General features: G+C 40.2%; 24 protein-coding genes and 3 pseudogenes. 14 read left to right on the top strand and 13 right to left on the bottom strand.

Annotated elements, in window-relative coordinates:
- Nucleotides 1-78 precede the first annotated feature (78 nt).
- From V7K41_RS15825 to V7K41_RS32905, 8 genes and pseudogenes are all read right to left on the bottom strand, one after another.
- Nucleotides 79-279 (bottom strand): CCE_0567 family metalloprotein, encoded by a 201-nt coding sequence (locus V7K41_RS15825; protein WP_334849593.1) that lies wholly within the window; start codon nt 277-279, stop codon nt 79-81.
- Between the two features lie 143 nt (nt 280-422).
- Nucleotides 423-899, bottom strand: a complete 477-nt coding sequence (locus V7K41_RS15820; RefSeq protein ID WP_334849591.1) for a NifX-associated nitrogen fixation protein — start codon at nt 897-899, stop codon at nt 423-425.
- The gene (gene nifX / locus V7K41_RS15815) at nt 896-1,309 is read right to left on the bottom strand and encodes a nitrogen fixation protein NifX (protein WP_334849617.1); all 414 of its coding nucleotides are present in this window, start codon (nt 1,307-1,309) and stop codon (nt 896-898) included. The genes V7K41_RS15820 and nifX overlap by 4 nt, the downstream gene beginning before the upstream one ends.
- A 51-nt stretch (nt 1,310-1,360) precedes the next feature.
- Nucleotides 1,361-2,689 (bottom strand): nitrogenase iron-molybdenum cofactor biosynthesis protein NifN, encoded by a 1,329-nt coding sequence (nifN, locus tag V7K41_RS15810; protein WP_334849589.1) that lies wholly within the window; start codon nt 2,687-2,689, stop codon nt 1,361-1,363.
- A gap of 160 nt (nt 2,690-2,849) precedes the next feature.
- Nucleotides 2,850-4,229 carry a nitrogenase iron-molybdenum cofactor biosynthesis protein NifE gene (nifE, locus tag V7K41_RS15805; protein ID WP_334849587.1) on the bottom strand — a complete coding sequence of 460 codons (1,380 nt, stop codon included), beginning with the start codon at nt 4,227-4,229 and terminating at the stop codon, nt 2,850-2,852.
- A 201-nt stretch (nt 4,230-4,430) separates the two neighbouring features.
- Nucleotides 4,431-4,784 carry a Mo-dependent nitrogenase C-terminal domain-containing protein gene (locus V7K41_RS15800; RefSeq protein ID WP_334849585.1) on the bottom strand — a complete coding sequence of 118 codons (354 nt, stop codon included), beginning with the start codon at nt 4,782-4,784 and terminating at the stop codon, nt 4,431-4,433.
- A 179-nt stretch (nt 4,785-4,963) separates the two neighbouring features.
- Entirely contained in the window at nt 4,964-6,499 is a 1,536-nt protein-coding gene (gene nifK / locus V7K41_RS15795) for a nitrogenase molybdenum-iron protein subunit beta (RefSeq protein WP_334849583.1), read from the bottom strand.
- A gap of 205 nt (nt 6,500-6,704) precedes the next feature.
- Nucleotides 6,705-6,872, bottom strand: a pseudogene (locus tag V7K41_RS32905) (nitrogenase molybdenum-iron protein alpha chain); the annotation flags it as partial.
- 178 nt (nt 6,873-7,050) lie between these two features.
- Between V7K41_RS32905 and V7K41_RS15785 the strand changes: the two are divergent.
- From V7K41_RS15785 to V7K41_RS15770, 5 genes and pseudogenes are all read left to right on the top strand, one after another.
- A pseudogene (locus V7K41_RS15785) lies at nt 7,051-8,394 on the top strand (site-specific integrase); the annotation flags it as partial.
- A 110-nt stretch (nt 8,395-8,504) separates the two neighbouring features.
- A complete protein-coding gene (locus V7K41_RS32900; RefSeq protein ID WP_442943201.1) occupies nt 8,505-8,570 on the top strand; it encodes a DUF433 domain-containing protein in 66 nt (21 codons plus the stop codon).
- Between the two features lie 230 nt (nt 8,571-8,800).
- Nucleotides 8,801-9,934: an AAA family ATPase gene (locus V7K41_RS15780; protein WP_334849581.1), complete on the top strand. Its 1,134-nt coding sequence runs from the start codon at nt 8,801-8,803 to the stop codon at nt 9,932-9,934.
- The gene (locus V7K41_RS15775; protein WP_334849579.1) at nt 9,927-10,700 is read left to right on the top strand and encodes a hypothetical protein; all 774 of its coding nucleotides are present in this window, start codon (nt 9,927-9,929) and stop codon (nt 10,698-10,700) included. The genes V7K41_RS15780 and V7K41_RS15775 overlap by 8 nt, the downstream gene beginning before the upstream one ends.
- A 228-nt stretch (nt 10,701-10,928) precedes the next feature.
- Entirely contained in the window at nt 10,929-11,543 is a 615-nt protein-coding gene (locus V7K41_RS15770) for an HNH endonuclease (RefSeq protein WP_334849577.1), read from the top strand.
- Between the two features lie 158 nt (nt 11,544-11,701).
- Here V7K41_RS15770 and V7K41_RS15765 read toward each other — a convergent pair whose 3' ends face one another.
- On the bottom strand, nt 11,702-12,271 hold the full coding sequence (locus V7K41_RS15765; RefSeq protein WP_334849615.1) for a Uma2 family endonuclease: 570 nt from the start codon (nt 12,269-12,271) through the stop codon (nt 11,702-11,704).
- A gap of 208 nt (nt 12,272-12,479) precedes the next feature.
- On the opposite strand from V7K41_RS15765, the gene V7K41_RS15760 reads away from it, so the two are divergent.
- From V7K41_RS15760 to V7K41_RS15750, 3 genes are read left to right on the top strand one after another with little or no spacing between them, the layout of a single operon-like run.
- Nucleotides 12,480-12,896 carry a XisH family protein gene (locus tag V7K41_RS15760; protein ID WP_334849575.1) on the top strand — a complete coding sequence of 139 codons (417 nt, stop codon included), beginning with the start codon at nt 12,480-12,482 and terminating at the stop codon, nt 12,894-12,896.
- Entirely contained in the window at nt 12,884-13,222 is a 339-nt protein-coding gene (locus V7K41_RS15755; protein WP_334849573.1) for a XisI protein, read from the top strand. The genes V7K41_RS15760 and V7K41_RS15755 overlap by 13 nt, the downstream gene beginning before the upstream one ends.
- A 2-nt stretch (nt 13,223-13,224) precedes the next feature.
- On the top strand, nt 13,225-13,443 hold the full coding sequence (locus V7K41_RS15750) for a hypothetical protein (RefSeq protein ID WP_334849571.1): 219 nt from the start codon (nt 13,225-13,227) through the stop codon (nt 13,441-13,443).
- Here the strand turns inward: V7K41_RS15750 and V7K41_RS15745 are convergent, their stop codons facing one another.
- Complete coding sequence (locus V7K41_RS15745; RefSeq protein WP_334849569.1) at nt 13,444-13,983, bottom strand: DUF2267 domain-containing protein; 540 nt, start codon at nt 13,981-13,983, stop codon at nt 13,444-13,446.
- Between the two features lie 283 nt (nt 13,984-14,266).
- Between V7K41_RS15745 and V7K41_RS15740 the strand changes: the two genes are divergently transcribed.
- Nucleotides 14,267-15,064: a dienelactone hydrolase family protein gene (locus V7K41_RS15740; RefSeq protein ID WP_334849567.1), complete on the top strand. Its 798-nt coding sequence runs from the start codon at nt 14,267-14,269 to the stop codon at nt 15,062-15,064.
- 444 nt (nt 15,065-15,508) lie between these two features.
- Here the strand turns inward: V7K41_RS15740 and V7K41_RS15735 are convergent, their stop codons facing one another.
- Nucleotides 15,509-17,725: a sensor histidine kinase gene (locus V7K41_RS15735; RefSeq protein WP_334849565.1), complete on the bottom strand. Its 2,217-nt coding sequence runs from the start codon at nt 17,723-17,725 to the stop codon at nt 15,509-15,511.
- A 441-nt stretch (nt 17,726-18,166) separates the two neighbouring features.
- Between V7K41_RS15735 and V7K41_RS15730 the strand changes: the two genes are divergently transcribed.
- Nucleotides 18,167-19,051 (top strand): glycoside hydrolase family 75 protein, encoded by an 885-nt coding sequence (locus V7K41_RS15730; protein ID WP_334849563.1) that lies wholly within the window; start codon nt 18,167-18,169, stop codon nt 19,049-19,051.
- A 145-nt stretch (nt 19,052-19,196) separates the two neighbouring features.
- Here V7K41_RS15730 and V7K41_RS15725 read toward each other — a convergent pair whose 3' ends face one another.
- Nucleotides 19,197-19,622 (bottom strand): hypothetical protein, encoded by a 426-nt coding sequence (locus V7K41_RS15725; protein ID WP_334849561.1) that lies wholly within the window; start codon nt 19,620-19,622, stop codon nt 19,197-19,199.
- 308 nt (nt 19,623-19,930) lie between these two features.
- Here V7K41_RS15725 and V7K41_RS15720 point away from each other — a divergent pair, with 308 nt between their 5' ends.
- Nucleotides 19,931-20,089 carry a hypothetical protein gene (locus tag V7K41_RS15720; RefSeq protein WP_334849559.1) on the top strand — a complete coding sequence of 53 codons (159 nt, stop codon included), beginning with the start codon at nt 19,931-19,933 and terminating at the stop codon, nt 20,087-20,089.
- Between the two features lie 135 nt (nt 20,090-20,224).
- Nucleotides 20,225-21,931, top strand: coding sequence for a tetratricopeptide repeat protein (locus V7K41_RS15715; protein WP_334849557.1), 1,707 nt, complete (start codon nt 20,225-20,227; stop codon nt 21,929-21,931).
- Between the two features lie 134 nt (nt 21,932-22,065).
- Here the strand turns inward: V7K41_RS15715 and V7K41_RS15710 are convergent, their stop codons facing one another.
- The gene (locus tag V7K41_RS15710; RefSeq protein WP_334849556.1) at nt 22,066-22,674 is read right to left on the bottom strand and encodes a TraX family protein; all 609 of its coding nucleotides are present in this window, start codon (nt 22,672-22,674) and stop codon (nt 22,066-22,068) included.
- 166 nt (nt 22,675-22,840) lie between these two features.
- Here V7K41_RS15710 and V7K41_RS15705 point away from each other — a divergent pair, with 166 nt between their 5' ends.
- Both V7K41_RS15705 and V7K41_RS32895 read left to right on the top strand, forming a co-directional pair.
- Entirely contained in the window at nt 22,841-23,419 is a 579-nt protein-coding gene (locus tag V7K41_RS15705; protein WP_334849554.1) for a hypothetical protein, read from the top strand.
- Nucleotides 23,420-23,544: 125 nt separating this feature from the next.
- Nucleotides 23,545-23,724, top strand: a pseudogene (locus V7K41_RS32895) (hypothetical protein); the annotation flags it as partial.
- Between the last annotated feature and the right edge of the window lie 231 nt (nt 23,725-23,955).

Below are 23,955 nucleotides of genomic sequence, written 5' to 3'. Positions count from 1 at the left end.
GAATTCAAAATTCAAAATTCAAAATTCAAAATTAACAATCCCCACAATTTTAGGGGGTTGTATCCTTTTCCTCTTAGGTCATTTAGCATTCTCCAATTGTTTCAAATGTTGCTTAAGTTCATCTAACTGGCGATAGATTTCATAAGTTGCAGCTGCAACATCCATAAGTTGTTTGTAATCTGTTGGCAGACCTTCGGCTAAATCATGCAGATCCATTTTCATTTGACCTGCTTTGCTGTTGAGCCGTCTGATTTGTCCTTGTATTTCCTCAATTGTCATTTTTCATTTGTCTTTTGTCTTTTGTCCTTTGTCATTAGTCATTTGTCTTTTACTAGTGACCAATGACCAATACTTCGACTACGCTCAGTACAAGTGACCAATGACTAATGACTAATGACTAATGACTAATGACTAATGACTAATTAAAGTTTGCCAACTTCAGGAAAGCGTTTCGCCAAATCAATGCCTTTTTTGACGTAGTTTTCTCCCTCTTCTGCCAATTTATCTAGCGAGTCAAAGCCAAAGCGATGAGCATCTCGCAAGGTTTTTACAGTTAGCAAAAGACGACTAGAAAAAACTAGCGCCCAGCCAAATCCTTCATGGCTCAAATCAACCACAACCTGAGATATCAAACCTGTTTCTTGTTCAATCCCAGCAGCTACAGCTCGAAAAAATGCCATAATCCGTGCTTGAGTGATCGGATCGACTTCACCCTCAATGGAGATTTCCCGTTTCTTTTGTTTGGTGACAATAAAGGGTTTGAGAATTAACTCATCCGACCAACTACGATAAACTCCATAACTGTCTTGACCACGGATTTGTTTAATTAACACCTTAAGAAAAGGTGAGTTCAAGACTTCAGTTGTAGCAGTTCCGTTAACACTATTATTTGTGGTCATACTGTTGCTTCATTTTCAACTTCATCGGCAAAATTTTTGGGTTTTTGCTGTAAAGCTTTACGCAACCAAGGTGGAGGATTACCTTTGAGGGTTTTTACTAGCTTGTTTAGTACTTTGCTAATTTCGTCCTCTTCCGATCGCGCCTTCACTGGGGTGACACCTTTCTTGATTAACCGAGCAGCCGCGCTCCCGCCAATTGCGAAAACATAAATAATTGTGCAGTCAGTTAATGCTTCAATTTTTGGTGCGAGTTTACCCTCATTATTCTCTTCTTGGATTTCATAATTAAATTTGAGACTTTCTACAAATTGATATCCTTCATCTGAAATTTCATAAACATCAATTTGTTCTGAGCCTCCAAAGTGAGTATTAATATGAACTCCGTCACTCGTCGTAAAGGCAATCTTCATCGTAATTTGTCCTTTGTCATTTGTCATTTGTCCTTGGTCATTTGTCCTTTGTCATTTGTTTCTTACTAATGACGAATGACTAATGACTAATGACTCTTCTTGCTCTAAAAACAGGTTGCCGATGCCATACACAAGTTCCATCGTGCCTCGATAGCCAACTTTGGTAAATTGACCATTACCTAAGCGGTCATAAATGGGCAATCCTAGACGATAAAGAGGAATCGAGAGTCGTTTAGCGATCGCACTGACATTCGAGTTACCAATCAGCAAATCAGAACCGTCTGCAAGACTCTCAAAGTCTTCTAAATCACCGATGGTGACACTTTTAACCGGGAGTTTCTCCAAGAGGTGCGATCGCGTGGTTGTCACCGTCGCATGAATTTGCGCTCCCATCGATTGCAAAAAATGCACTGTTGACCACAACAAATCTGGTTCCAGCGCGAGGGAAACTCGTTTTGCACCGAAGTAAAAGTGCGTGTCCAGCATTGCATCTTGCAACTGACAGCGTTGGCGGCGGTATTTTTCGGGTACGCTGTTACCACTCAGAAACGCCAATGCTTGGATAAATTCATCTACTGGTTCTAATCCAGTCAGATCGCCAAACACCTCATAAGGTGTGCCAAACCGTTCTTCCAGAATCTTTGCAGCATCTCCCATACTTTCACCCAATGCTAGGGTGAAAGCAGAACTACCTACTTCTCGTAGCTGTTTTAAGGTAGTCCCACTGACTGTAACTGCACTATAATTATCCTCTAAGTGTCCATCTAGGGAAGCGCCAAGGTCAGGTACAAAGATCGGCACTAATCCAAAGGAAGTGACTATCTCTTTGATTTCCTGTAGATCCCCTGGTGTGAAGGCAGAACCCGCCAAAATCGTCACCTGTTCAGTTCTGAGTTCACCTGGTTGAGGAATTTCTTTAACTATGCTTTCCACAGCAACAGCAAAGCCATCTTGCAACGCCCCTTTAAAATCTGGGGTAGGCGCAAAAACGATCGCCAAATCATTCAATTCAGGATGGCGATCGCGGATTTCCTTAATAAATCCTTCGATGTCATCGCCTCTGGTTTCCGTTAACCCAGTGCTACATAAACCAATAATTTCTGGGTTAGCCTTTTCTACCAGAGTCAGAATTGCTTCTTCCACATTTTCTTCACCACCCAAGATAGTGGTGACTTCCGTCATTGCTGTGGTGGCTAGGGGAATCGCTTCTCGGAAATGCCGCACCAGGACAACTTTGGCGAAAGCAGTACAACCTTGAGAACCGTGGAATAAGGGCATCGTCCCTTTCAATCCTAAAAAGGCTAAGGTTGCACCCAAAGCTTGACTTTGCTTGAGGGGATTAACTGTCAGTGCTTTGTTAGAAGTGGTAACGATCGCCATTAAACTACCTCCTCATTTGGAAGCTCTTTACTCTGCGTTCTCTGCGCCTCTGCGGTTGAAAAATGATTTTTTTGAACCACAGAGGACGCAGAGTACACAGAGAGAAAAAGATGAGAATTTGGTGTTGTCACCAAGGAATTTAGGAACATTGCGATCGCCATTAAACTACCTCTTCGTCCCAAGGAGCGGGCTTGCGTATTTGTTCCCAAATCGGGCTATACAGAGCTTCGTACAATTCCCGCGCCATCTCAATCATTCCCACATAACCTGCATAAGGATGGTGGCGTTCTTGGTTGATATCAAGGAAAGGAATTCGAGCTTTCAAAGCAGTGTATTGGTTGCGTCCACCAGCAATCAGCATATCTGCTTTGGTATCTTTAACCACTTGTAGCAATTCCTTAGCGTTGCCCTTCTCCAACATGATGCCATCGTTGCCAAGCAACTTCTTGATTTTGGCTTTATCTTCCTCAGTACTTTTGCGAGTACTGGTAGCAACAACTTCAATGCCCAAGTCTCTAGCTGCTGAGATAATCGACCAACTCTTGACACCACCAGTATACAAAACAACCCGCTTACCTTTGAGTCGAGCGCGATAAGGAGCCAATGCCAAATCTAAAGCAGCAATTTCTTCTGCAATCAGCTTTTCTGTCCGCTCCTGTAAATCAGTGTCGCCTAATTTAGCAGCAATATTTCGCAGACAACGATTCATATCATCGATGCCGTAGAAAGACTCTTCAATGTAAGGGATGTTGTAACGCTCCTCCATCTTTCTCGCCATATTGAGCAGCGCTCGTGAGCAGATCATGACGTTGAGCTTGGCACGGTGGGCGTAGCGAATTTCATCGTAGCGAGCATCGCCCGTAATTTTAGACAAAATGCGGATGCCTAACTTTTCTAATAGTGGTGTTACTCCCCACATTTCCCCGGCGATGTTGTATTCACCGATTAAGTTAATATCATAGGGCGTTGTATGTTCCGGTTCTGCTGTGCCGACAACATATTCCAACAAAGCTTCACCACCAAAACGGTTGCCCAGATTTTTACTGCCAATGAATCCTGGGGCAATGACGGGAATAACAGGAATACCAATTTTCTCAGCCGCCGCTTTGCAGACAGCATCCATATCATCACCAATTAAGGCAGTAACACAAGTGGCGTAAACGAATACTGCTGAGGGTTGGTAGCGCTCTTTAAGTTCCAGAATCGCTTTGTAGAGTTTCTTTTCGCCACCGAAGATGACATCATTTTCACCCAAGTCAGTGGTAAAGCCCATTTTGTAGAGTTGCGGGCCAGACGACAGACTACCACGACTGCCCCAGGAATTACCAGCACAGGCTATAGGCCCGTGGACTAAATGAGCAGCATCTGCGATCGGCACTAGGGCAATCATTGCACCATCAAAGGCACAGCCCCCTTGAGCCGCGCCAGGTTGTGCCTGTTGAGCGCATGACTTGTTTTTCTTTTCGGATTGTTTGTGCTGATTATGCTCGCATCCTGTTTCAGTGAGCAGTTCGTTGATTTTGCCTTGGGTGATTTTCATCTCTCTTCTTGTACTGAATCGTTAATTGTCCTTTGCCATTTGTCCTTTTTCATTTGTTAATTGTCATTTGTCCTTTGAATAACTAACAACTAATGACCAATGACCAATGACTAATGACTAATGACCAATGACCAATGACCAATGACCAATGACTAATGACCAATGACCAATGACCAATGACTAATGACTAATGACTAATGACTAACAAATGTATTTTGTGACATCCTCTCCACATACATCTGTGAGGTAAGATAGAGCACGGAAACGCAATCCTACAAATTCGTCATATAAAGGATTGAGTTTACATAGTGCTGGGATATTAATAGACCGTCCAAATAATTTAATTTGTTGCTCAAAGGGACAACAACAAGGAATTGTTTGGCAAATTAGATGAGCGATGCGATTATGTTTAACCTGAATTCCATCCACCACACGGCGCAACGGATTAAGAAGATTGTTGAACCACCCTCGTTTTTTCTGGTTGGGTGGATGGTAATTAGGATGAGGATGAGTGTGAGTATGTTCGTGAGTGTGAGTGTGATTGATGGTTTCCATTTATAGACACCTTGGGTAAATGCTAAATTGGGTACTGGGTATTGGATACTGGGTACTGGGTATTTGGTATTTGGTATTGGGTATTGGGATTATTTTTTAATTGCCAGTCCCCAGTTCCCAGTCCCTAGTCCCCAGTCCCCAGTCCCTAGTCCCTAGTAACCTGTATTTCTACGCAATTTCTAACGAATCAAGTCGTAGGAAATATCTGTCTTAGAAGGAATGTTGGTGTTGCGATCGATTTCTTCAAACAGGGTGTTTACAGTCCAGTTGAGCAAGTTGATCACGCCTTGATAACCAATGGTGGCGTAGCGGTGTAAGTGGTGGCGATCCATGATGGGGTAGCCGATTCTCACGAGGGGAATCTTGGTGTCGCGCCACAGGTACTTACCGTAGGTGTTACCAACAAGGAAATCTACTGGTTCGGTGAACAGCAAAGAACGCATGTGCCACAAATCTTTACCAGGCCAAACAGTTGCATTTTTACCGAAGGGGCTAGAAGCAAGCAGTTCTTTCATTTCTGCTTCAAACACTTCGTTGCTGTTGTGAACCAAGATATGCACAGGTTCAGCACCCATTTCTAGCATAAAGCTAACTACGCTGTATACTAAATCTGGTTCGCCGTAGATAGCGAAGCGCTTGCCGTGAATCCATGAATGGGAGTCAGTCATGGCATCAACTGCCTGACCGCGTTCAATTTCCAATTGTTCGGGAATGGGGATACCACTCAGTTCGCTGAGTTTCATCAATAACTCATCAGTACCCTTAATACCCCAAGGACGGAAAACTGAGGTTGGTTGCTTCCACTCTTTTTCAATGTACTCGCGGGTTTTGAGGGTGGAGTGTGCTTGCAGAGCAATTGTAGCTTTAGCATTAATTGAATCTTCTGCATCTTCTAGCTTTGTACCACCTGGGTACATATTGAACTCACCTGTGTTGGGTGAATCCAGGTAGTCGCTGTTGTCAGCTAGAATGGTGTAGTCAAAGCCGAACAAGGAAGCAATCCGTTTGATTTCCCGGTTATTGCCTACATAGGTGTCAAAACCTGGGATGAAGTTGATCTTACCGTTGCTAGTTTCTTTCTTATGACCTGCGGTCAAGTTAGAAAGAATTCCCTTCATCATGTTGTCATAACCAGTGATGTGGGAACCAACAAAGCTAGGGGTGTGAGCGTAGGGTACTGGGAAATTTTGAGGAACTGAACCAACTTCCTTGGCGTTGTTGATGAAAGACTGTAAGTCATCACCAATTACTTCTGCCATACAGGTGGTGCAGACAGCAATCATCTTGGGCTTGTAGAGTTGGTAAGAGTTCGCCAAGCCGTCAATCATGTTTTGCAGACCACCAAACACGGCTGCATCTTCAGTCATTGAAGAAGATACACCAGAGAATGGTTCTTTGTAGTGACGGGTTAAGTGGGTGCGGAAATAAGCGACGCAACCTTGAGAACCTTGAACAAAAGGTAGAGTACCTTCAAAACCAACAGCAGCAAAGATTGCTCCCAATGGTTGGCAACCTTTAGCAGGGTTGACGGTTAAAGCTTCACGAGCGAAGTTCTTTTCACGATAATCCCAACCCTTCGTCCACTCTGCAACCCGTTGTACTTCTTCGGTTTCGTGAGCATTTTCAAACTGCTTTTTGTTTTCAAAAAGTTGTTTGTACTCCGGTTGATGGAATAACTCTACGTGGTCTTGAATTTTTTCAGGATTCTGAGGCATTTTTGGATCTCCAAGCTTACTGAATTCTTTACTAATCGAGGAATGAGGATTTGAGGCGGGAGTGGGAATTGAGAATATGATTCAAAATTCAAAATGCAAAAATCAAAATTAATTTTTAATCTTTTAATTTTGAATTTTGGATTCCCAACTCCCTCCTGGGGTTCTAGCCCCAGGTTATCCTTACTTATCTCTCTCTCCCATTTCCCTAAACGGCAGCCTTAGCCTTAGCTTCAGCCTTCTTAGCCTGAGCTTTTTCATTCCAAGGAGCGCCAATTAATCCCCAGGTTGGGCTGTTGAGTGCCAAATCCATGTCACGTGCGAAGATGGCGAAGCCGTCATAACCGTGATAGGGGCCGGAGTAATCCTTTTTATGGTTTAATTCTTTTCAATAGCCTAATGTTTGCAGTAAACAGTGTCAGCGATAAGCATTGTTCGCTGATAACACATTTATTTTTAGGCTAAATATAGGCTAAAAACACAGCATAATTAGGTTCAGGACTAACGCATCATCTAAATGTTGTTCTGAGCCAAGGTGATTAAAAAATCGCCCGTTTTTTTGCTCATCTCTGCAAGCACAGCAGCAAAAAGAACACATGAGAACCAAAGTACTACTAGAATTAGAGAAAGTTAATCTGCGTTTGAAGTCTGCAAAGGCAAAGGTAACAATTAGAGAATCGAATGGAAGTCTGCAATTACGGGCAACGTTACCAATTAAGCCGGGAGACAAAGATAGTAATGGTACTGGAAGAAAGCAATACAATCTCAGTTTGAATATTCCCTCTAACTTGGATGGACTCAAGACGGCTGAGGAAGAAGCCTATGAATTAGGGAAGTTAATTGCTCGTAAAACATTTGAGTGGAATGATAAATATTTAGGTAATGAGGCAATAAAAAAAGAATTTAAAACTATAGGCGAATTGCTCGAACAATTTGAAGAAGAGTATTTCAAAACTCATCAACGAACTACCAAAAGCGAACATACTTTTTTTTATTACTTTTCCCGAACTAAGCGATTTACAAATTCCAAAGATTTAGCGATCGCTGAAAATCTCATAAGTTCAATTGAACAAATCGATAAGGAATGGGCTAAATATAATGCAGCTAGAGCTATATCGGCATTTTGTGTCATATTTAACATCGACATCGATTTATCTAAATATTCTAAAATGCCTAAGAATAATTCCCGAAATATACCGACCGATGCAGAAATCTCTGAAGGAATTAACAAGTTTAAAGATTACCAACATAATAGAGGTAATCAAGTTAATCAAAGTGTTCAAGATAGCTGGCAGCTTTGGCGCTGGACGTATGGAATGTTAGCGGTCTTTGGTTTACGTCCACGGGAACTTTTTATTAATCCTGATATTGATTGGTGGTTGAGTCAAGAAAATGCAGATTTGACATGGAAAGTCCATAAAGATTGTAAGACTGGTGAGAGACAAGCATTGCCATTATATATGCAATGGATTGAGGAATTTGATTTGAGAAATCCTAAATATTTGGAGATGTTAAGGGGTGCGATCGCTAAAAAAGATAACACTAATCATGCGGAGATAACGGCGTTAACACAGCGAGTTAGCTGGTGGTTTCGCAAAATCGGATTGGATTTTAAACCCTATGATTTACGTCACGCTTGGGCAATTCGGGCGCATATTTTGGGGATACCAATTAAAGCGGCGGCAGATAATTTGGGCCATAGTGTGCAAGTTCACACGCAAACTTATCAGCGTTGGTTTTCTTTAGATATGCGGAAGTTGGCGATTAATCAGGCTTTGAGTAAGAGAAATGAAGTTGACTTGATTAGGGAGGAGAATGCTAAATTGAGAATGGAGAATGAACAATTGAAGCTGGAGATTGAAAAATTGAGAATGGAAATAGTTTATAAGCGGAGTTAAATTTACTAATAAATTATACTAATTTTATATAAGTTGCTATGATTTATGGGTAAAAATCATTAAAGTAAACTCATTAGGATATTTATGTCGACTACTGACATTGGAACACTATTGTTAAGTCACCTGAAACTCTAGGCGGTCGTCCCTGCATTGCTGGTACTAGAGTTTCTGTTTAACGCATCACAGCTTGGTACAAACTTGGGCTGAATGCAGAAGAAATTGCTGAACACATGGGAAATGTAAATCTTGTACAGGTTTATGCTGCTCTAACTTATTATCACGCTAATCGAGAGGAAATTGAGGCGTACATTTTTGCTAAAAAGCAGATTACAAGCGGTTAGCTACATAAATGGAGTAAGTAATATGAGTTCAATTCAATTATTTCTAGAAGGATGTTAGCAATCAAATGCTAGAAAAAGTAATACTTCATAATTTCAAAAGTCATAAATCTACGGAACTTAGATTTGATAGTTCTAGATTACATGCCCTTGTGGGAAAAAACAGCGCTGGTAAAACAACCGTATTACAAGCGCTACATAATCTCAGTAGACTTGCTGCTTCACCATTTAAAAGTATTTTTCAGTATGAAAGATCACCTCAATTCATTACAACAATTGGGGAAAAAGACATTTCTGTTACTGCAAGTGGTTTTTGGGGATATACCAATCGGCAGAATTGGCAAGCTTCCTATAATTGGAAGCAGGAAAACAATGATTCTTGGTATCCGACAGCATCATGGAAGATAGATGGAAAGCCAGGAGAATTAGGAGGATGGTCAAGTTCTTTAAGTGAATCTCCATCTCCAATTCCTCAATCTCTGAAATATGCTGTTTACCTGAAGTTAGTTGCAAGTAATCTTGCTAAAGCAACTTACAGTGAAGAAATTACGCCGAGGGTTGAGTTTGACGGTTCTGGATTAGCACCCACTTTAGATTTTTTGCGTAATGATGCTCCAGACAAATTTGAATTAATAGAAGAAATGTTAAGTCGGATTGTACCAAATGTCCGCAAAGTTGGCATAAAGCGAGCAAAAGTTCCAGTTATTCGTAAACGTTTAATCGAAGTTGATGGTAAGTCCATTTCCTATGAAGAAAGTCAGGAAATGACAGGGCAAGAAGTGATATTAGATATGAATACAGGTAAGCGGATTCCAGCCCATGCAATTAGTGAAGGGACAATGCTAACATTAGGTTTAATAACTGTGTTAATGAACCATACTCAACCTAATTTAGTTTTTTTAGATGATGTGGAACAGGGACTTCATCCAAAAGCACAACGTGAGTTGATGACTGTTTTTAAGGAAATTATTCAAAATAATACAAATCTGCAAATTATTTTTTCTACTCACTCTCCTTATATTATTGATGAGCTTGTTCCTTCTCAGGTACATATATTAAATAACAGTAATTCCGGCTTCACAATCTCCAAGCGATTGGATGAACATCCTGATGTGGAATGGGCCAAACAAACTTTAACAACTGGTGAGTTTTGGGATGCTGAGGGTGAAGAGTGGGTTGTTGCAGGAGAAGTCAGTGATTGAGTTCATTGTAATAGTGGAAAGTGGTGCAGATGCACGAACAGCTACTAAATTAGCCGAGCGCGTTTTGACGGAGCAAATCGATTGGTTAGAGCCTGAACTAATAAAACATATATTTAACTGGAGTGGCTTAGAGCTAGGAACAGAACATTCCTGCTGGAGCGACGTTACAAAAATCATTGATGATGCAAAAGATCAACTAAAATATAAACCTCCAAGATTTCTCGGCCATGATAGTAAGAATCTATCGTTAAAAGCCGATGGAGCAGCATCTATCAAGGTTCTTAATTTGGTACGTTTTCTTCAAAGAACACGACAGATTAAAGCTGTTCTCTTTATCCGTGATTTAGACAATCAACCAGAGCGTAGAGAAGGAATTGAGCAAGCACGCTCAGAACATATTAATCGACAGCCCCAACTAAAAATTGTTATTGGTGCAGCTAACCCAAAGCGTGAAGCATGGGTTCTCAATGGGTTTATTCCGTCTAATCAAGAAGAACGAATTCTACAAGAAATTAAGACTCGATTGAATTTCGATCCTTGCATAGAGTCACACAGACTACGCTCTAACTCACAGGAAGAACCCGAGCGAATTAGAAATCCAAAAGTAATAGTTGAGCAGCTAACAGGTAGAGATATGGAACGTGAACAACAGTGTTGGGAAGATACAAGTTTGAAACTTCTACGTGAAAGAGGTGTTCATACAGGTTTAAGAGCCTACATTCAAGAAATTGAGCAACACTTGACTCAAATTATTTGGTCTGAGTAAAAAATTAAGATAATTATGAGTGCGATCGTGTGGTGGAAGTATTAGCATTACAGATGCAACAATAACATGCAATCAGTTCAAACGTGATTTACAGAAAGACTATCAAGTCGTTGAAATTACAGAAAGTATTTAGTTTTGTTATTTATATAGATGAGTATGTGCTATATAATTTGAAATAGTACAAAATAACTATTAACATTACTGCTAAATTTAACAAATTTTAGTTAGATGAAAAAACGAAAACCTATTGAAACTTCCCAGCAAGATATTGTCAGCTATTGGGCAAGGCATGAAGACGAGAGTGGTCTTGCTATTGATTGGTCAGATGCTTATAAGCGGTGTTGGCGTTGTGGATATCAGTCACGCCTTGAGCGATGTCACATAGTTCCTGATTCCCTTGGAGGTTTGGATGCTCCATCCAATCTCGTTTTACTGTGCCGTCGTTGTCATGGAGAAGCTCCTAATGTTGCTGACCCACATTTTATGTGGATATGGCTTCGTGCAACTTGTGTACCCTTCTATGACTCATATTGGTCAATTCGTGGCTACTTTGAGTTTGAGCAAATGTTTGGACGGCGACCATTTATAGGTATTGGACTAGATAAATCACAAGCAGACCAAGTAGAGGAGTTACTTTGGAAGGAGATGCAAAATGCAACTATTCACTTTGGTGAAGGTCGAATGAACCCTGCAACTCTCGCTTGTATATTTGCAAAAGTAGAGGAAACACTAACCGGAAATCCTCCGAAATTAAAGTGTCCTGAATGGGGACAGCAATATACTCATCAGGTAATAGGATTGAGGATAATCCCATCAAATATTTTAGAAGATGAAATCAGCTAATAAGTATGATGATCGCATCTTTGAGATCAAAGATATCATATTTGATTGCTGCTTAATTCCCACACAGCCACATATAAACTTGTTCAACTACTGGAATCGGACCAGCGATGTCTACGCCTATGCACCCCTCCCAAAGCATACATCGTCACAAAGCTGATTTACTCAAAAACAACGCCGCGATAAATTTCTGCCATCGATAATGCGATCGCAACTGAATCTAAAGAAATAGATACCTCCAAACCGCTAAAATCACTGAGCAACCAACCATTGCCTTGTTTACTGTAGCGTTCCACAAAAGGTTCATCCTGCTCGACTAATAAATATTCGCTAAAACTCGGAATTGATCGATACATCCGAAATTTACTAAGTCGATCGTAATCTGCGGTGGAAGGAGATAAAACTTCAACAATCAAAATGGGATTCAAGACTTCATCTAAACGTTCACCATTTAGTTGCGGTTCGCCGTCAAAAACCATTACGTCTGGATATACTCCGCGTCGATGTTCGGGAATCCACAGCCGTAAATCGCTGTTAATTGGCTCAAATTGAGTATCGCGCAGCAGAAACTTGAAAAAGGCAAAAATGTTTCCACCGATGCGGCTGTGTTTAAGCGTTCCTGCGGCCATGGGTACAATTTCTCCATCTCGATATTCGCTGGGTCCTTCGGCTTTTTCTTCGATCGCACGATATTCGTCTAAACTGTAGCGGCGCTTGATGGTAGAAATCATAGATTGTAACCGATCGCATTGGCTGTAGAGCAACAAAACTATTTTGTCACAAATTTGATAGTGAGGGGATATTTTTTCTTTTCTACGAGATGCTGCGCGATCGCCTTCAGATTCTGTAAAGGGGAATGCATCTACATTTAATGCTGCTTGAGTGGGATACACGATAGAATTTAGGCAAAGACTTTATTTTTGTGGTTAGCTGTCTACGATGTCTGCAAGGGATACGTTTCATGAACTGGTCAGGACTGCCCTTGAAAAGGAAGAGTGGGTGATTACTCACGATCCGTATCACATTGATTTGGGGTTTGTTGATTTCTACATCGACTTGGGTGCAGAACTGTTGCTAGCAGCGACAAAGGATGAAGTAAAGATTGCAGTTGAAATCAAAACGTTTTTGGCACCCTCAACGATTTCTGAGTTCCATACTGCAATTGGACAATTTATTAACTATCGCATTGCGTTGGAAGATGATGATCCAGAACGGCGGTTGTATTTAGCAGTTCCGCTCGATGTTTATAGGCGATTTTTCAGATATCCATTTATTCAAACGGTCATTGTCCGTAACAAAATTCCCCTTTTGGTGTACGACACAGAAAAACAGGAGATTGCAGAATGGATAAGCTAAATTTGTATCGTGAACTAATTCAGAGATTATTAACGGCGCGAGCAAAGTTGCGTTCTGGGAGCGATCCAATAGAAAGTCAAACCATTTTTGATACTACAAAAGACCACTATCAGCTTGTGCATGTAGGATGGAAGGATAGCAGTACCCGGATTTACGGCTGTGTGCTGCATATAGATATCAAGGATGGGAAAATTTGGGTGCAGCATGATGGAACGGAGGATGCGATCGCAGATCAACTAGTGAGTGAGGGAGTGCCTAAACAAGATATTGTGATAGCATATCATGCACCTCATGTAAGACAATATACAGAGTTTTCTGTAGGGTAACTTTGAAGCTATCAACTGTTTTTAACCATCCAAACAAAAAATCCGAGAATTTGTTCCACTGGTGGGAGAGGATAATCCATTTATCGCCGGAAACCACGCCCAGTGGTGAACCAAACAGTGAAGCTTGGGGAGTGATTGGCTGTGAATCAGTAAACCTATTATATAGAAAACCTGTTTGCGATCGCTACTCACAAACAGGCTTGACTTTTTTAGCTTTCTAATTAAGCCTGCTCCCAAAGCTGACGTACATAGTCAGGTAGCCAGCTAGCAATTTCCTGAATCCGCTCTTCGGAAAGCTCGTCTTTGGTGGCAGAAAATACTGCTTTAACCGCTTGCTCTCGATCGACCGATCGCGGCATTCCACTTTCATTAGCAACTCGGAACAGGAAGCGATCGGAATCGATATTAAAGATACCTGGGCCTTTCCAGGGTGGACGAACCCGGCTTAAAAATCCCACAATTGGATTGGTGTCTTTCCAGAGATCGGACACTTCAAACTGGAGTGCTTTCTCATCAGTAGGTACAGCCTCTGTATGCAGTTCTGCCTCGACGCGATCGCTGGCTTCTGTGGTCATCACGTCGCGCATCACGCGAAATACAACTTCGGTAAAATCTCTTGCATCATAGGGGTCTGCAAATCCGGCTTTGACCTGAACTTTTTCTAGGAACGAGCGATGTTCGTCGGCGATCGCAGCTCGATTATCTTCAATCTCCGTTGGATCAATTTCTGGAACGTTTGTTCTAAAACTTTCGTCGGGCATTGTTTTTTCTTGTGCTTATTAGTTTTGAGTTTTTATGCTTACTTTAAGTAAGATTGCACAAATCAAAAACCCTTGGGATCTTCCAGAAGTTTGAGATGGCATCTATTCAAAAGTTAGAAATTCATCCGATCTACTCATTACAGCAAAGTCATACTTGAGGTAAGCAATTTCCCTTTATTGAGCAGAGCAACACTCTGGTGTTTCTGCGTGTCGTAGTCATCGCCCATTGGTCTTAAAAAACAGTCAGAATAGATGAATTGGTATAAATTCTGTCGAAACAAAGATGCTAGAAACAACAAACATCGAAATTAACACTTGTTATGTCAAAGTACCTAATAATGACTTAGAAATCGATGCTTACTTAGCTCAACCAGCACAAAAGGGAACCTTTGGGGCGGTTATAGTTTTTCCAGAAATTTTTGGAATCAACAGTAATATTAGAGATATCACCGAACTAATCGCTAAAGAAGGTTATGTAGCGATCGCTCCGGCGATGTATCAACGTATTGCTCCCGGTTTTGAGGCTGATTTTAGCCCTGAAGATGTTGGGTATAGCCCAGAAAGCTATCGGCTGGGCTTGCAATACTATCAACAAGTAAAATATCAAGAAATATTCAGCGATATTCAAGCTACCATTACTTACCTCAAAACTTTACCCAATGTCAAAGATAATGCGCTCGGTGTCATTGGTTTCTGTTTTGGCGGTCATGTTGCTTATATGGCTGCAACTTTACCGGATATCAAAGCTACAGCTTCGTTTTATGGTGGCGGGATTACCACTGCTAGTTATGGTGAAGACACTCCAAACATTAATCGCACCTCAGAAATTAAAGGTACTATTTATGCATTTTTTGGTACAAGAGATGCATTAGTTTCCCAAGAAGAAAACGAGCAAATTGAAGCAGAACTCCAGAAACATCAAATAAATCATCGTGTATTTCGATACGACGCCGGACACGGATTCTTCGCTGGATTCTTCAAAGATCAATACCCATTTTTAGCCCAGCACCCAAGTTATAACCCAGAAGCCGCTCCTGATGCTTGGCAATATATTTTAGAACTGTTTCAAAACAACTTGTGATATCAAGTCCGGTTAATCACTTCTGATTACCGCATCTGTGCAAAAATCCCAAAAGCCTCTTTCCCCCTGCCCCCTGCTCCCAGCAAGAACTGCGGTCTAAATGATAAGTCTTTACCCGGACATGACATGATGCGGCTTGTCGTAGATATCGCACTCTTGTCCAATGAGTGCGATACTGATTTTTATTATTTAGTTATGCGTATAATATAGGTCAATAAAAATATTGACTACCGTAATAATAGCTAGATTATATAGCAATTCGCAATTAGTATTAAGTTATATTAAGTCCGGTTAATCACTTATAATTACCGGATCTGTGCAAAAATCGCAAAAGTTTCTTTCCCCCTGCCCCCAGCTCCCTGCCCCCTGCTCCCTCCTGCTCCCTGCCCCTTGCCCCCAGCAAGAACTGCGGTATAAATGATAAGTCTTTGACTGGACATGATATTAAACCACTCCATGAACCTTTAGCCGCAGAGGAATCTGAATGATAAACTCGGTTCCCTTTCCAGGAGTTGAGAAGCACTCCAGCTTACCACTATGTTTTTGTGTGACGATTTGGTAGCTGATAGACATACCCATTCCAGTTCCTTTGCCAATGGGTTTGGTGGTGAAAAAGGGATCGAATATTCGTTGCTGAAATTCTTGAGAAATACCAACTCCGTTATCAGCGATCGCGACTGACAGCCACGTTGAATTAACTACCGATGTGCGAATCTTAATTTGACTGGGATTGTTCTCAATCTCCTGATAGGTACGCTTAATATTATTTTCTTCTAAAGCATCAATCGCATTTACTAAAATATTCATAAACACCTGATTAAGTTGTCCGGCATAGCATTCTACTAGGGGTACATTGTCGTAGTCTTTAATCACCTCAATTTCAGATTGTTCTGGTTTACCTTTGAGGCGGTGCTGCAAAATCATCAAAGTACTGTCGATGCCTTCATGAATATCGACCCTTTTAAATTCCGCTTCATCAATGCGAGAGAAATTCCGCAGCGACAGTACAATTTGGCGAATGCGATCGGTGCCCACTTTCATAGAAGACAATAATTTTGGTAAGTCTGACTGCAAAAACTCCAGATCGATGTCTTGAGCAACAGTTTGAATTTCAGCAACAGGGTAGGGATGATATTGCTGATACAACTGCATAAGTGTTAATAAATCCTGCGTATATTCCTGCACATGGGCGAGGTTGCCATGAATAAAGTTGACTGGATTATTAATTTCGTGTGCAACTCCAGCAACTAGTTGTCCCAAACTAGACATTTTTTCACTTTGAATAACTTGAGATTGACTGCGCCGCAATTCCTCTAATGTATTTTTCAGTTCAATGGTACGTTCTTCTACCCGGTCTTCTAGTTCTTCCTTGCTTTTCTCTAAAGCCGTAAACGATTCATGCAGTTGTCCTGCCATGTGGTTGAAAGAGTTAAACAGAGTATTAAGTTCTCGAATACCGCTAGTTTCTACTGTCTGATTTAGATTGCCAGATGCCATTGCCTCACTTGCCCAATTCAAGCGCAGAATTGGGCGTACAATCCAATGAGAGGTAAACACGCCCATCGCTGAGGCAACAATTAATGCGCCCAAACAAAGAGCGATCGTGGTGTGCGTGTTGGCGTTAATTTGGGTCATGAATGTGTTCTCTGGCACACTCACCACCATCAGCCAATCCAAACCATATTTGTCACGCCAAGGTACAACATTGACAAAATTCCGTTTTCCTTCCACCTCAAGTTGAAAATCTGTATCTTGGGTGATAGAGCCAAACCCGGAGATTTGGAGGTGTTTGGCAATGTTCTGTATTATTGGGTCAGAACTGTCGATCGCCTGCAATCGCCGGATCTCTTGATTGACCACAACAAAAGGCTTCTCTGTACCGGAACTGGCAATTAATGTGCCATCCCGCTCCAAAAGGAACACGTGCCCAGACTGACTAATATTCAAACTGCGTAAAAAATCGCTGAGTTTCAACAGGTGAATATCCGTTGCAATCATTCCTAGTAAGCGACTTTGCGAATCATAAATCGGACGACTGGCAGAGGCGGCAATGTAGGGGCCGGTGGGATAATTTCCAGTTACAATCTTTGTCCAAATAGGTTTAGCAGCAGCGATGGGTTGGGTATACCAAGATTCAGTGAAATTGTTCCAAGTCCACCGAGCATTCACCTGAGTTCGATTACCTTGATTATCTGTGGTGTACGTAGAGGTATTATTGGAAAGCTTGGCAGTCCAATCATCAATGGTAATAGTCTTGCCATCATAACGAGCGGCTCCCAGCCCCTCACCTGTTGTTAGTCCAATACCAATATAAGTTAGGTCATAAGCCTGCATCTGATCCCAGAAATACTTGCCAAGGGTTTTGCGATGCCTACGGCTGGCTTTGCCTACGCCCACATCCAATAGTCCCCTGTGAATAGCATCTGCGTTGATCTGATTAAGGGTTTGTGGAATGGAAAGATAAGACTTCAGGTGTTCATCCACGACATCGCTGGTGCGATCTATCAACTGTTCGGCTAGGTCATTAACTGCTCTTTGTCCATTTTTAAAGGACAAATAACCCACTAAGCTGACCGCTGCAAAAATTTGGATAAGGAAGGGAACAATAAGAACAATCTGTAATGGGAACGCCTTAGCTTTGCTGAGATAGTGAGTCTTCATTACTGGAAGCTGAAACTTGTGCTAATTTGATTTGCTTCTATAGTTCCCAAGATGTTTGCATACTCACGTTTGTTTAAATTTTTTTGTCAAGTCAAAGGCAGCTTTAGGGTGGAATGGTACTTTCTTAAGCAAAAATTGCTGCCCAAATCCCCAACTTCTACCCTCCGGGTGTCTGCAAGAAGTCGGGGATCTAAATCCAGCGATTTAGTAAGTGACATTTAGACTTAGGGTGCGTTGCGAGGGTTCCTTCTCCTGTATTCGCCTTGCTTCCTTCCAGGGAAATTAGGTATTGCCCGCCCAACTGACTCCCTGTTGTAGCAGCTGGCGCGACACAAAAAAATCAGAGTTTGAGATGTTTTAGATATTAGCAATAGCATCAGCACAAAATTTTGTTTTCTTAATGTATTTTCATGAGTTCAACTTTTAAACTTGGAGTAATTTATGCAGCAATTTCAAGTAATCTCAGATAGTTTGAATATACGTTCAGCACCGATTGTTGACGAAGCTAATCAAATAGCAACTCTTCCAAAAGGATATATTGTATCTAAAATTAAAAATTCGGATAATGACAAGTGGTGGAAGGTTGCAACCATTATTGAAGGAAAAACTTTAGAAGGTTTTGTAGCTCAAAAATTTCTTAGTCCAGTCACAAAATTTTCTATCAAGACTGTTCTTAAAATTGGTGAAATTACCATTCTCCAGGCAGATGGAGAATCTGCATTTTTCTATGAAGCAGGTATGAGCATTAATGCTGATGGTGCGCCTAATGCTTATCACCCCGCAGATAAAGGGATTGATTTTTTGGCAAATGCTGGGTATTCGGATAACTGGTGGGCACTAGCTGTAGATAAAAACGGCAATCCATTTATTCAAGGCAGTACCGATCCATATCCTGGATACTATATTTCTACAACTGCATTATTCGACTCTGGATTTGTTAAACAAGATCCACGTCGCTATGTTGATTCAACAAAGATTCCGTATATTGTTCTTCCGGGAAATGGTGATTTTAGAAAGGCTACAGGCGTTAAATTAGGAGATTTTGCAGTTGTTTACAACACTAATAACGAAAAACTCGCTTTTGCAATTTATGCTGATGTTGGCCCTAAAAACCAGATTGGAGAGGGTTCAATAGCTCTGTCTCAGACTCTGGGAAACGATCCATTAGTACAATCAAGAGTCAGGCGAGGAATTCCCAAAGACATCGTTTATATTGTTTTTCCAGGTTCTGGGAATGGACAGCCAAGAACAATTTCAGAGATAGAAGCTGAAACTAAACGGTTTTTTGAAATATGGGGTGGCGTAGAACGGATCAAGTCTTTATAAAAGTTTACCTGATGCAAATTTAGTTGCAGTAGAGACGTAGCACTGCTACGTCTCTTTTTACGGAGAGCGATGTCTACGATACGCTTTGCGAATGCGTCTATGCAATCATTTTTGCTTGAAAAAATTTTCCGTATAATAGCACATATTAAGTTGTCGCTGCTGGTTTCTTTCCATTCTTGCTCTCCACACAGGCAACGAATGACGGTTGCTCATCATTGAGAGTTGGCGACTCCCCTCGCAGTCCCTTACGACGCTGATTTTTAGGAACTCCTCCCGCCATACCGTACTCCACACTGCTTTTGCCATATCGAGTCCCCACTGCCATTAGCATGTGTTCTGTCATATCTCCCAACTTGCCTTCTGTTTCCAGCATTTCACGATACAATTTATCCAAGCTGGAAAGGGCACTGTTATATGCATTTTCTCTAGTTCGCATCGTTTCGATTAGGGTAGAAAAGGCAGGTAAAGTAAGTCCATTGCCTAAATCTAAACTTGGATCGATTGAGTTGATGCTAGCTGCACGACGCACTGCTTTTTCTAGCACTAAAGAAGTTCTTTTTCTCCGAGCCACGATCTACACCTTCTAATAGAGTACGGTTAATATTCTTTACCTTAAAAGGCTTACGTATAGTTCAGCCTGAGAGAATTCCGGCAAATCTGCAATAGTTTTTGCTACAAGCGCGATATTTGTCATAAATGCGCGAAATACTGAAATGAGAAAGCAAACTGGGGTTTGAGAAAGTAAAAGCTGCTTTTGAGTAAGTAAAAGCTTGTTTTACTTGCGGAAAACACCAAAATGAGTAAGTAAAAGCTGCTTTTGAGTAAGTCAAATGTCATTTTGCTAACTAAATTCGACTTTATCTATATTTTTGTGCTGTGATGACTAGTTTCGATCGGTGTGATGGTGGTGCGATTCGGGAAGATGCTGTGTTTGTACTTCATGTCTGTCACAGATTGCAAGCTTCACTAACGAGTGAAAAAGCTGACGTAAAAGAAAAAATAATAACTGCGATCGCATTAACCCAGTTGCTTGTATAAGTGCGATCGCAACATCAAAAATACTGATTCCAACAAGTTGCAGATGTATTATGAACTTTTCTTACAGTCTTAATTAGTGGTAATTTTAGGTCTAATTTGTCAGAATAGTTATTTCAGTTAACAGTCTCCAGAAAGATGACAGAAGTTACGCCACATCCAGAGTGCCCATTTACACTAAAAAGCTTTGAGCTTCTTGAAAAGTTTAAAAATAGTTCAAGTGAAAATTTTTATTTAACGCATGAAGAAGAATTTAAAGAGTATATTGAACAGCCTCTTCATCAAATTTATATTCATGTGATTGCTCAACTTTCAGGTGAAATAACAGGAAGATTAAATGTACAAAATTCCGACCTAATTAAATTATACAATAGTGGGGCTATGGGTTATTATTTAACCAATAAAGAAGCAACATATAACTTTAATAATCCTAACTTTTTTGTTGAGATTGCAAAAGATGATTTTCGTTTTGGTCTAATCATATATGAGAATAGTGATGCAAGGCAAATTTTTATTAAAAATATTCATAATAAAAGAAATAAAGAAATAATTTTACAACATCTTCATCCAATAGATGATTTATATTTACGTTCTGAATCTAATAAAGAAATTAATCTAGTAAATCGTCTATCTGATTGGCTTGGAGTAGTAGGTTGGTTAAAAAGTGCTACAAAAAATATTCAAGTTAGCAAACATTTAGCACCAACAGATATATTAACTTACTCCATAACACAAATAATTAATTTTATAAAAGAGACGTGGGAAAGAATTTTTATTTTGTTCTTAGTAGCAGAATATGAAGAACCAAATATTTTTATTGAAGCATATTTATTTAAACATAGCTATAAAGAAGCTCTTCTTTATTATTATGAAATAGGATTAAGCTTTTATCATAAAAATTTATATTTATTTGCAATTAAATATTTTAACTTGGCTATAGAGAAAGCTCCTAATTTAGGAAATGCTTACAATTATAGAGGAAAGACAAAAGCTAAATTGGGAGATATCAACGGTGCAATATCAGACTTTAACCAATTACTACTCATCCAGCCAAAAAATGCTGAAGCCTATGATAGTAGAGGGAATCTTTATCGCAATCAAGATAATTATAATGAAGCCATTCAAGATTACAGCCAAGCAATATCGATAAATTCTAATTATGCTCTAGCCTATTATCACCGAGGAGGTGCGTATTTAGAATTTAAAACGAAACTAAAAGCAATTGCATCCCAAATTGGTGAGTCTGTAGTACAGTCTTCTAGTCTGCTATGGTTAATATTCGGAAGTAAGATGCTTCCACTAATAGTGTCTCTTCAAAATTGGGATGATACCCAAAAAATAATTGAAGATTTACGTAGAGCAGTAGACTTATTTGAAAAGGAAAAAGATGTGGAAAATTATGAAGAAGCACAACGTCTTTTCAATACAATTCATCCAGACTATTCAGAACCAGTATTTTCAGTAATTTACCAAAATATATGCTTTAAAAAACTACAAATATCTAAAAGTTTACTGCGCCGTTATCACTTGGCACTTAAAACAAGAAAATTTGTAATTCTTTCTGGAATTAGCGGAACAGGAAAAACTTGGTTAACAAAAGCATACGCTGAAGCTATTGGTGCTAAATATCTTTTAGTTCCTGTTGCTCCAAATTGGACTACGAATGAAGACTTGCTGGGATATTTTAATCCCATAGATAAAGACTATCATCACACAGAATTCAGTCAATTTTTAGAACAAGCAACTGAAGAATATGAAAAAGCCAAAGCTAATAAGCATACACCCATACCTTATCATTTAGTTTTAGATGAAATGAACCTAGCACGCATTTATATCGCATTTTAAGTAAAGCTTTGAATTCAGATAACCGCAACAAGATAAATTTGAATTCAACACGTACAACCTAACATTACTTTGCCTATTATCAAATCATAAATCCTATCTTGACTGTATAAAATAATTAATTATACCTAAAACAATTAAATGAGCCGGTTAAAACACATAAAACCATCTAGCTCGTGAACCTTGTTTATGTTGAATTGAAAAAGAATAAATCCTGCAATAATTGCCCAATATTGCACTATATCACGCATAAATAGAGTTACTAAAATAAAGTGAAATAAGCACCAGTAGAGCAACCATACTTTAGGCTTTAGTTTGTCTGCTAGGGCCATTAAGAAAATTACTCCAATCCCATATATTCCATATTCAACGCCTAAGCTCTCGGCAACTACTGCACACAACCCAGTAATTATTAATTGCTGCCATAATTGCGAATAACGCTTTACTAAGCGCAACATCACCAGTCCAAGAAGAAGTGTGAAGAGAATATTCAGTGCTAAACTTTGGAAAACAACACTATAGATTGGTTGAGATATAATTGCTGTAATTAATAGTCTACTCCCATAGCGGTATACATTTCGGGTATGTTTTTCGCCTTCAGCCAGAAGCCATGCAAACATAGGAAAACTTAATTGCCCCAATAAGTGCAAGACTACCAACTCTGGCATTAGTAAATAGCACACACGATCCATAACCATGAACACTGCGGCTAAGATTTTAATGCTGAAAGCTGAAATTTTAATCACAACGTTACAGTTACCTTGGATTCCTTGATATAAAATCCCTAAAATCTGATTAACTTAATATAATAGTTATTCAAAATCCTAGCAATTTGATAACATTAACAAAAAGGGCAATGTCTACGATCGGCTATTCCGTGTCGCCCTCTTCAGCAGAAAATGCAGGAGCACTATGGCAAAGCGTAAGAAAAGTAATCTTCAGTGGATAAAAGAAACGCTTGAATTAAAACCTGACCATCGTTGGGAATCTCCATCAGGCTACAAAATATTTGTAGCAGATCGAGGCGCTGTTCGCTTGAATGTTCCCCAAAGTTGGGTTTTTGAGCCACAAGAAAAATCTTTCAAGTTCCTCGATAAAAAACCACCTAACGATGATTGCTGTCTAGAAGTATCTTTTAATCGCCTGCCACCCAACGACTGGAGTCAGTTTCCGCTAAAATCTACCTTGAAGAAAGTCCTGGAAGACGACAGCCGCAACATCATTGCCAAGGGAGAAATTATTACCGTCAAGCGCCAAACCGCCAGAATTGTCTGGACAGAGATGAAGTTCATTGACACCCAAGAAGAACCACGGGAAGCTTTTTCGCGGACTTGCATTGGTTTGGGCTCGAATGTTCAATGCTTAATTACATTCGATTATTGGGCAGATCAAGCAGAACAATTAATACCCGTTTGGGATGAAGCGATGCGTAGTCTCACATTAGGGTTGTATATTCGTGACCCCATGACTGGTTTAGCTTTCCCAGATTGAGCCACAAAAACAAATCTTGAGTATAGGTCAAATGAAGACAATGCCGAATAGCGCTAAGACTAAGGCATTGTACAAATTAATTATGGTATGAATTTAGCAAAATAGGTCATTTGAGGCATTGTTAATTATGCTATTATTTGGCTCGACTACATCGTAAAACTTTTTGCTACTCTAAGTCAAGAGAAATGCTGAAATTTTCGATTCGACTAGTTATATCATGTTCGGTAAAAGACTTATCATTAAGAGCGCAGTTCTTGCTGGGGGCTCTTAGCTGGGGGAAAGAGGGTTTTAAGATTTTTGCATAGATGCCTGGAATAATAACTAATCAAGCGGACATTATATTATACATTATCTCAAGTATGGTTCAGTACCTCTGACAACTTGTCGCACCCGTCTAATTGTAGCGATCGCCTGATTCATATTTTGATTCAGCAACGCCCAAAAAGAAGCTCTAGTACAATTCCAGGCAATGCAGACTTGGATTATTGAGTAGTTTCTGAATTACCTCCACCCCAGAACGAAGTAGAGATTCAACT

It is taken from the genome of Nostoc sp. (assembly GCF_036917415.1).
Classification (GTDB): Bacteria; Cyanobacteriota; Cyanobacteriia; order Cyanobacteriales; family Nostocaceae; genus Nostoc.
The sequence above is the reverse complement of the archived record's forward strand: the minus strand, read 5'-3'. Positions and strand labels throughout refer to the sequence as shown.

Bases quoted from the DNA above. Each gene is read 5' to 3' on its own strand.
- V7K41_RS15825 (WP_334849593.1), bottom strand. From the start codon at position 279: ATGACAATTGAGGAAATACAAGGACAAATCAGACGGCTCAACAGCAAA.
- V7K41_RS15820 (WP_334849591.1), bottom strand. From the start codon at position 899: ATGACCACAAATAATAGTGTTAACGGAACTGCTACAACTGAAGTCTTG.
- nifX (WP_334849617.1), bottom strand. From the start codon at position 1,309: ATGAAGATTGCCTTTACGACGAGTGACGGAGTTCATATTAATACTCAC.
- nifN (WP_334849589.1), bottom strand. From the start codon at position 2,689: ATGGCGATCGTTACCACTTCTAACAAAGCACTGACAGTTAATCCCCTC.
- nifE (WP_334849587.1), bottom strand. From the start codon at position 4,229: ATGAAAATCACCCAAGGCAAAATCAACGAACTGCTCACTGAAACAGGA.
- V7K41_RS15800 (WP_334849585.1), bottom strand. From the start codon at position 4,784: ATGGAAACCATCAATCACACTCACACTCACGAACATACTCACACTCAT.
- nifK (WP_334849583.1), bottom strand. From the start codon at position 6,499: ATGCCTCAGAATCCTGAAAAAATTCAAGACCACGTAGAGTTATTCCAT.
- V7K41_RS15780 (WP_334849581.1), top strand. From the start codon at position 8,801: ATGCTAGAAAAAGTAATACTTCATAATTTCAAAAGTCATAAATCTACG.
- V7K41_RS15770 (WP_334849577.1), top strand. From the start codon at position 10,929: ATGAAAAAACGAAAACCTATTGAAACTTCCCAGCAAGATATTGTCAGC.
- V7K41_RS15765 (WP_334849615.1), bottom strand. From the start codon at position 12,271: ATGATTTCTACCATCAAGCGCCGCTACAGTTTAGACGAATATCGTGCG.
- V7K41_RS15760 (WP_334849575.1), top strand. From the start codon at position 12,480: ATGTCTGCAAGGGATACGTTTCATGAACTGGTCAGGACTGCCCTTGAA.
- V7K41_RS15755 (WP_334849573.1), top strand. From the start codon at position 12,884: ATGGATAAGCTAAATTTGTATCGTGAACTAATTCAGAGATTATTAACG.
- V7K41_RS15745 (WP_334849569.1), bottom strand. From the start codon at position 13,983: ATGCCCGACGAAAGTTTTAGAACAAACGTTCCAGAAATTGATCCAACG.
- V7K41_RS15740 (WP_334849567.1), top strand. From the start codon at position 14,267: ATGCTAGAAACAACAAACATCGAAATTAACACTTGTTATGTCAAAGTA.
- V7K41_RS15735 (WP_334849565.1), bottom strand. From the start codon at position 17,725: ATGAAGACTCACTATCTCAGCAAAGCTAAGGCGTTCCCATTACAGATT.
- V7K41_RS15730 (WP_334849563.1), top strand. From the start codon at position 18,167: ATGCAGCAATTTCAAGTAATCTCAGATAGTTTGAATATACGTTCAGCA.
- V7K41_RS15720 (WP_334849559.1), top strand. From the start codon at position 19,931: ATGACTAGTTTCGATCGGTGTGATGGTGGTGCGATTCGGGAAGATGCT.
- V7K41_RS15715 (WP_334849557.1), top strand. From the start codon at position 20,225: ATGACAGAAGTTACGCCACATCCAGAGTGCCCATTTACACTAAAAAGC.
- V7K41_RS15705 (WP_334849554.1), top strand. From the start codon at position 22,841: ATGGCAAAGCGTAAGAAAAGTAATCTTCAGTGGATAAAAGAAACGCTT.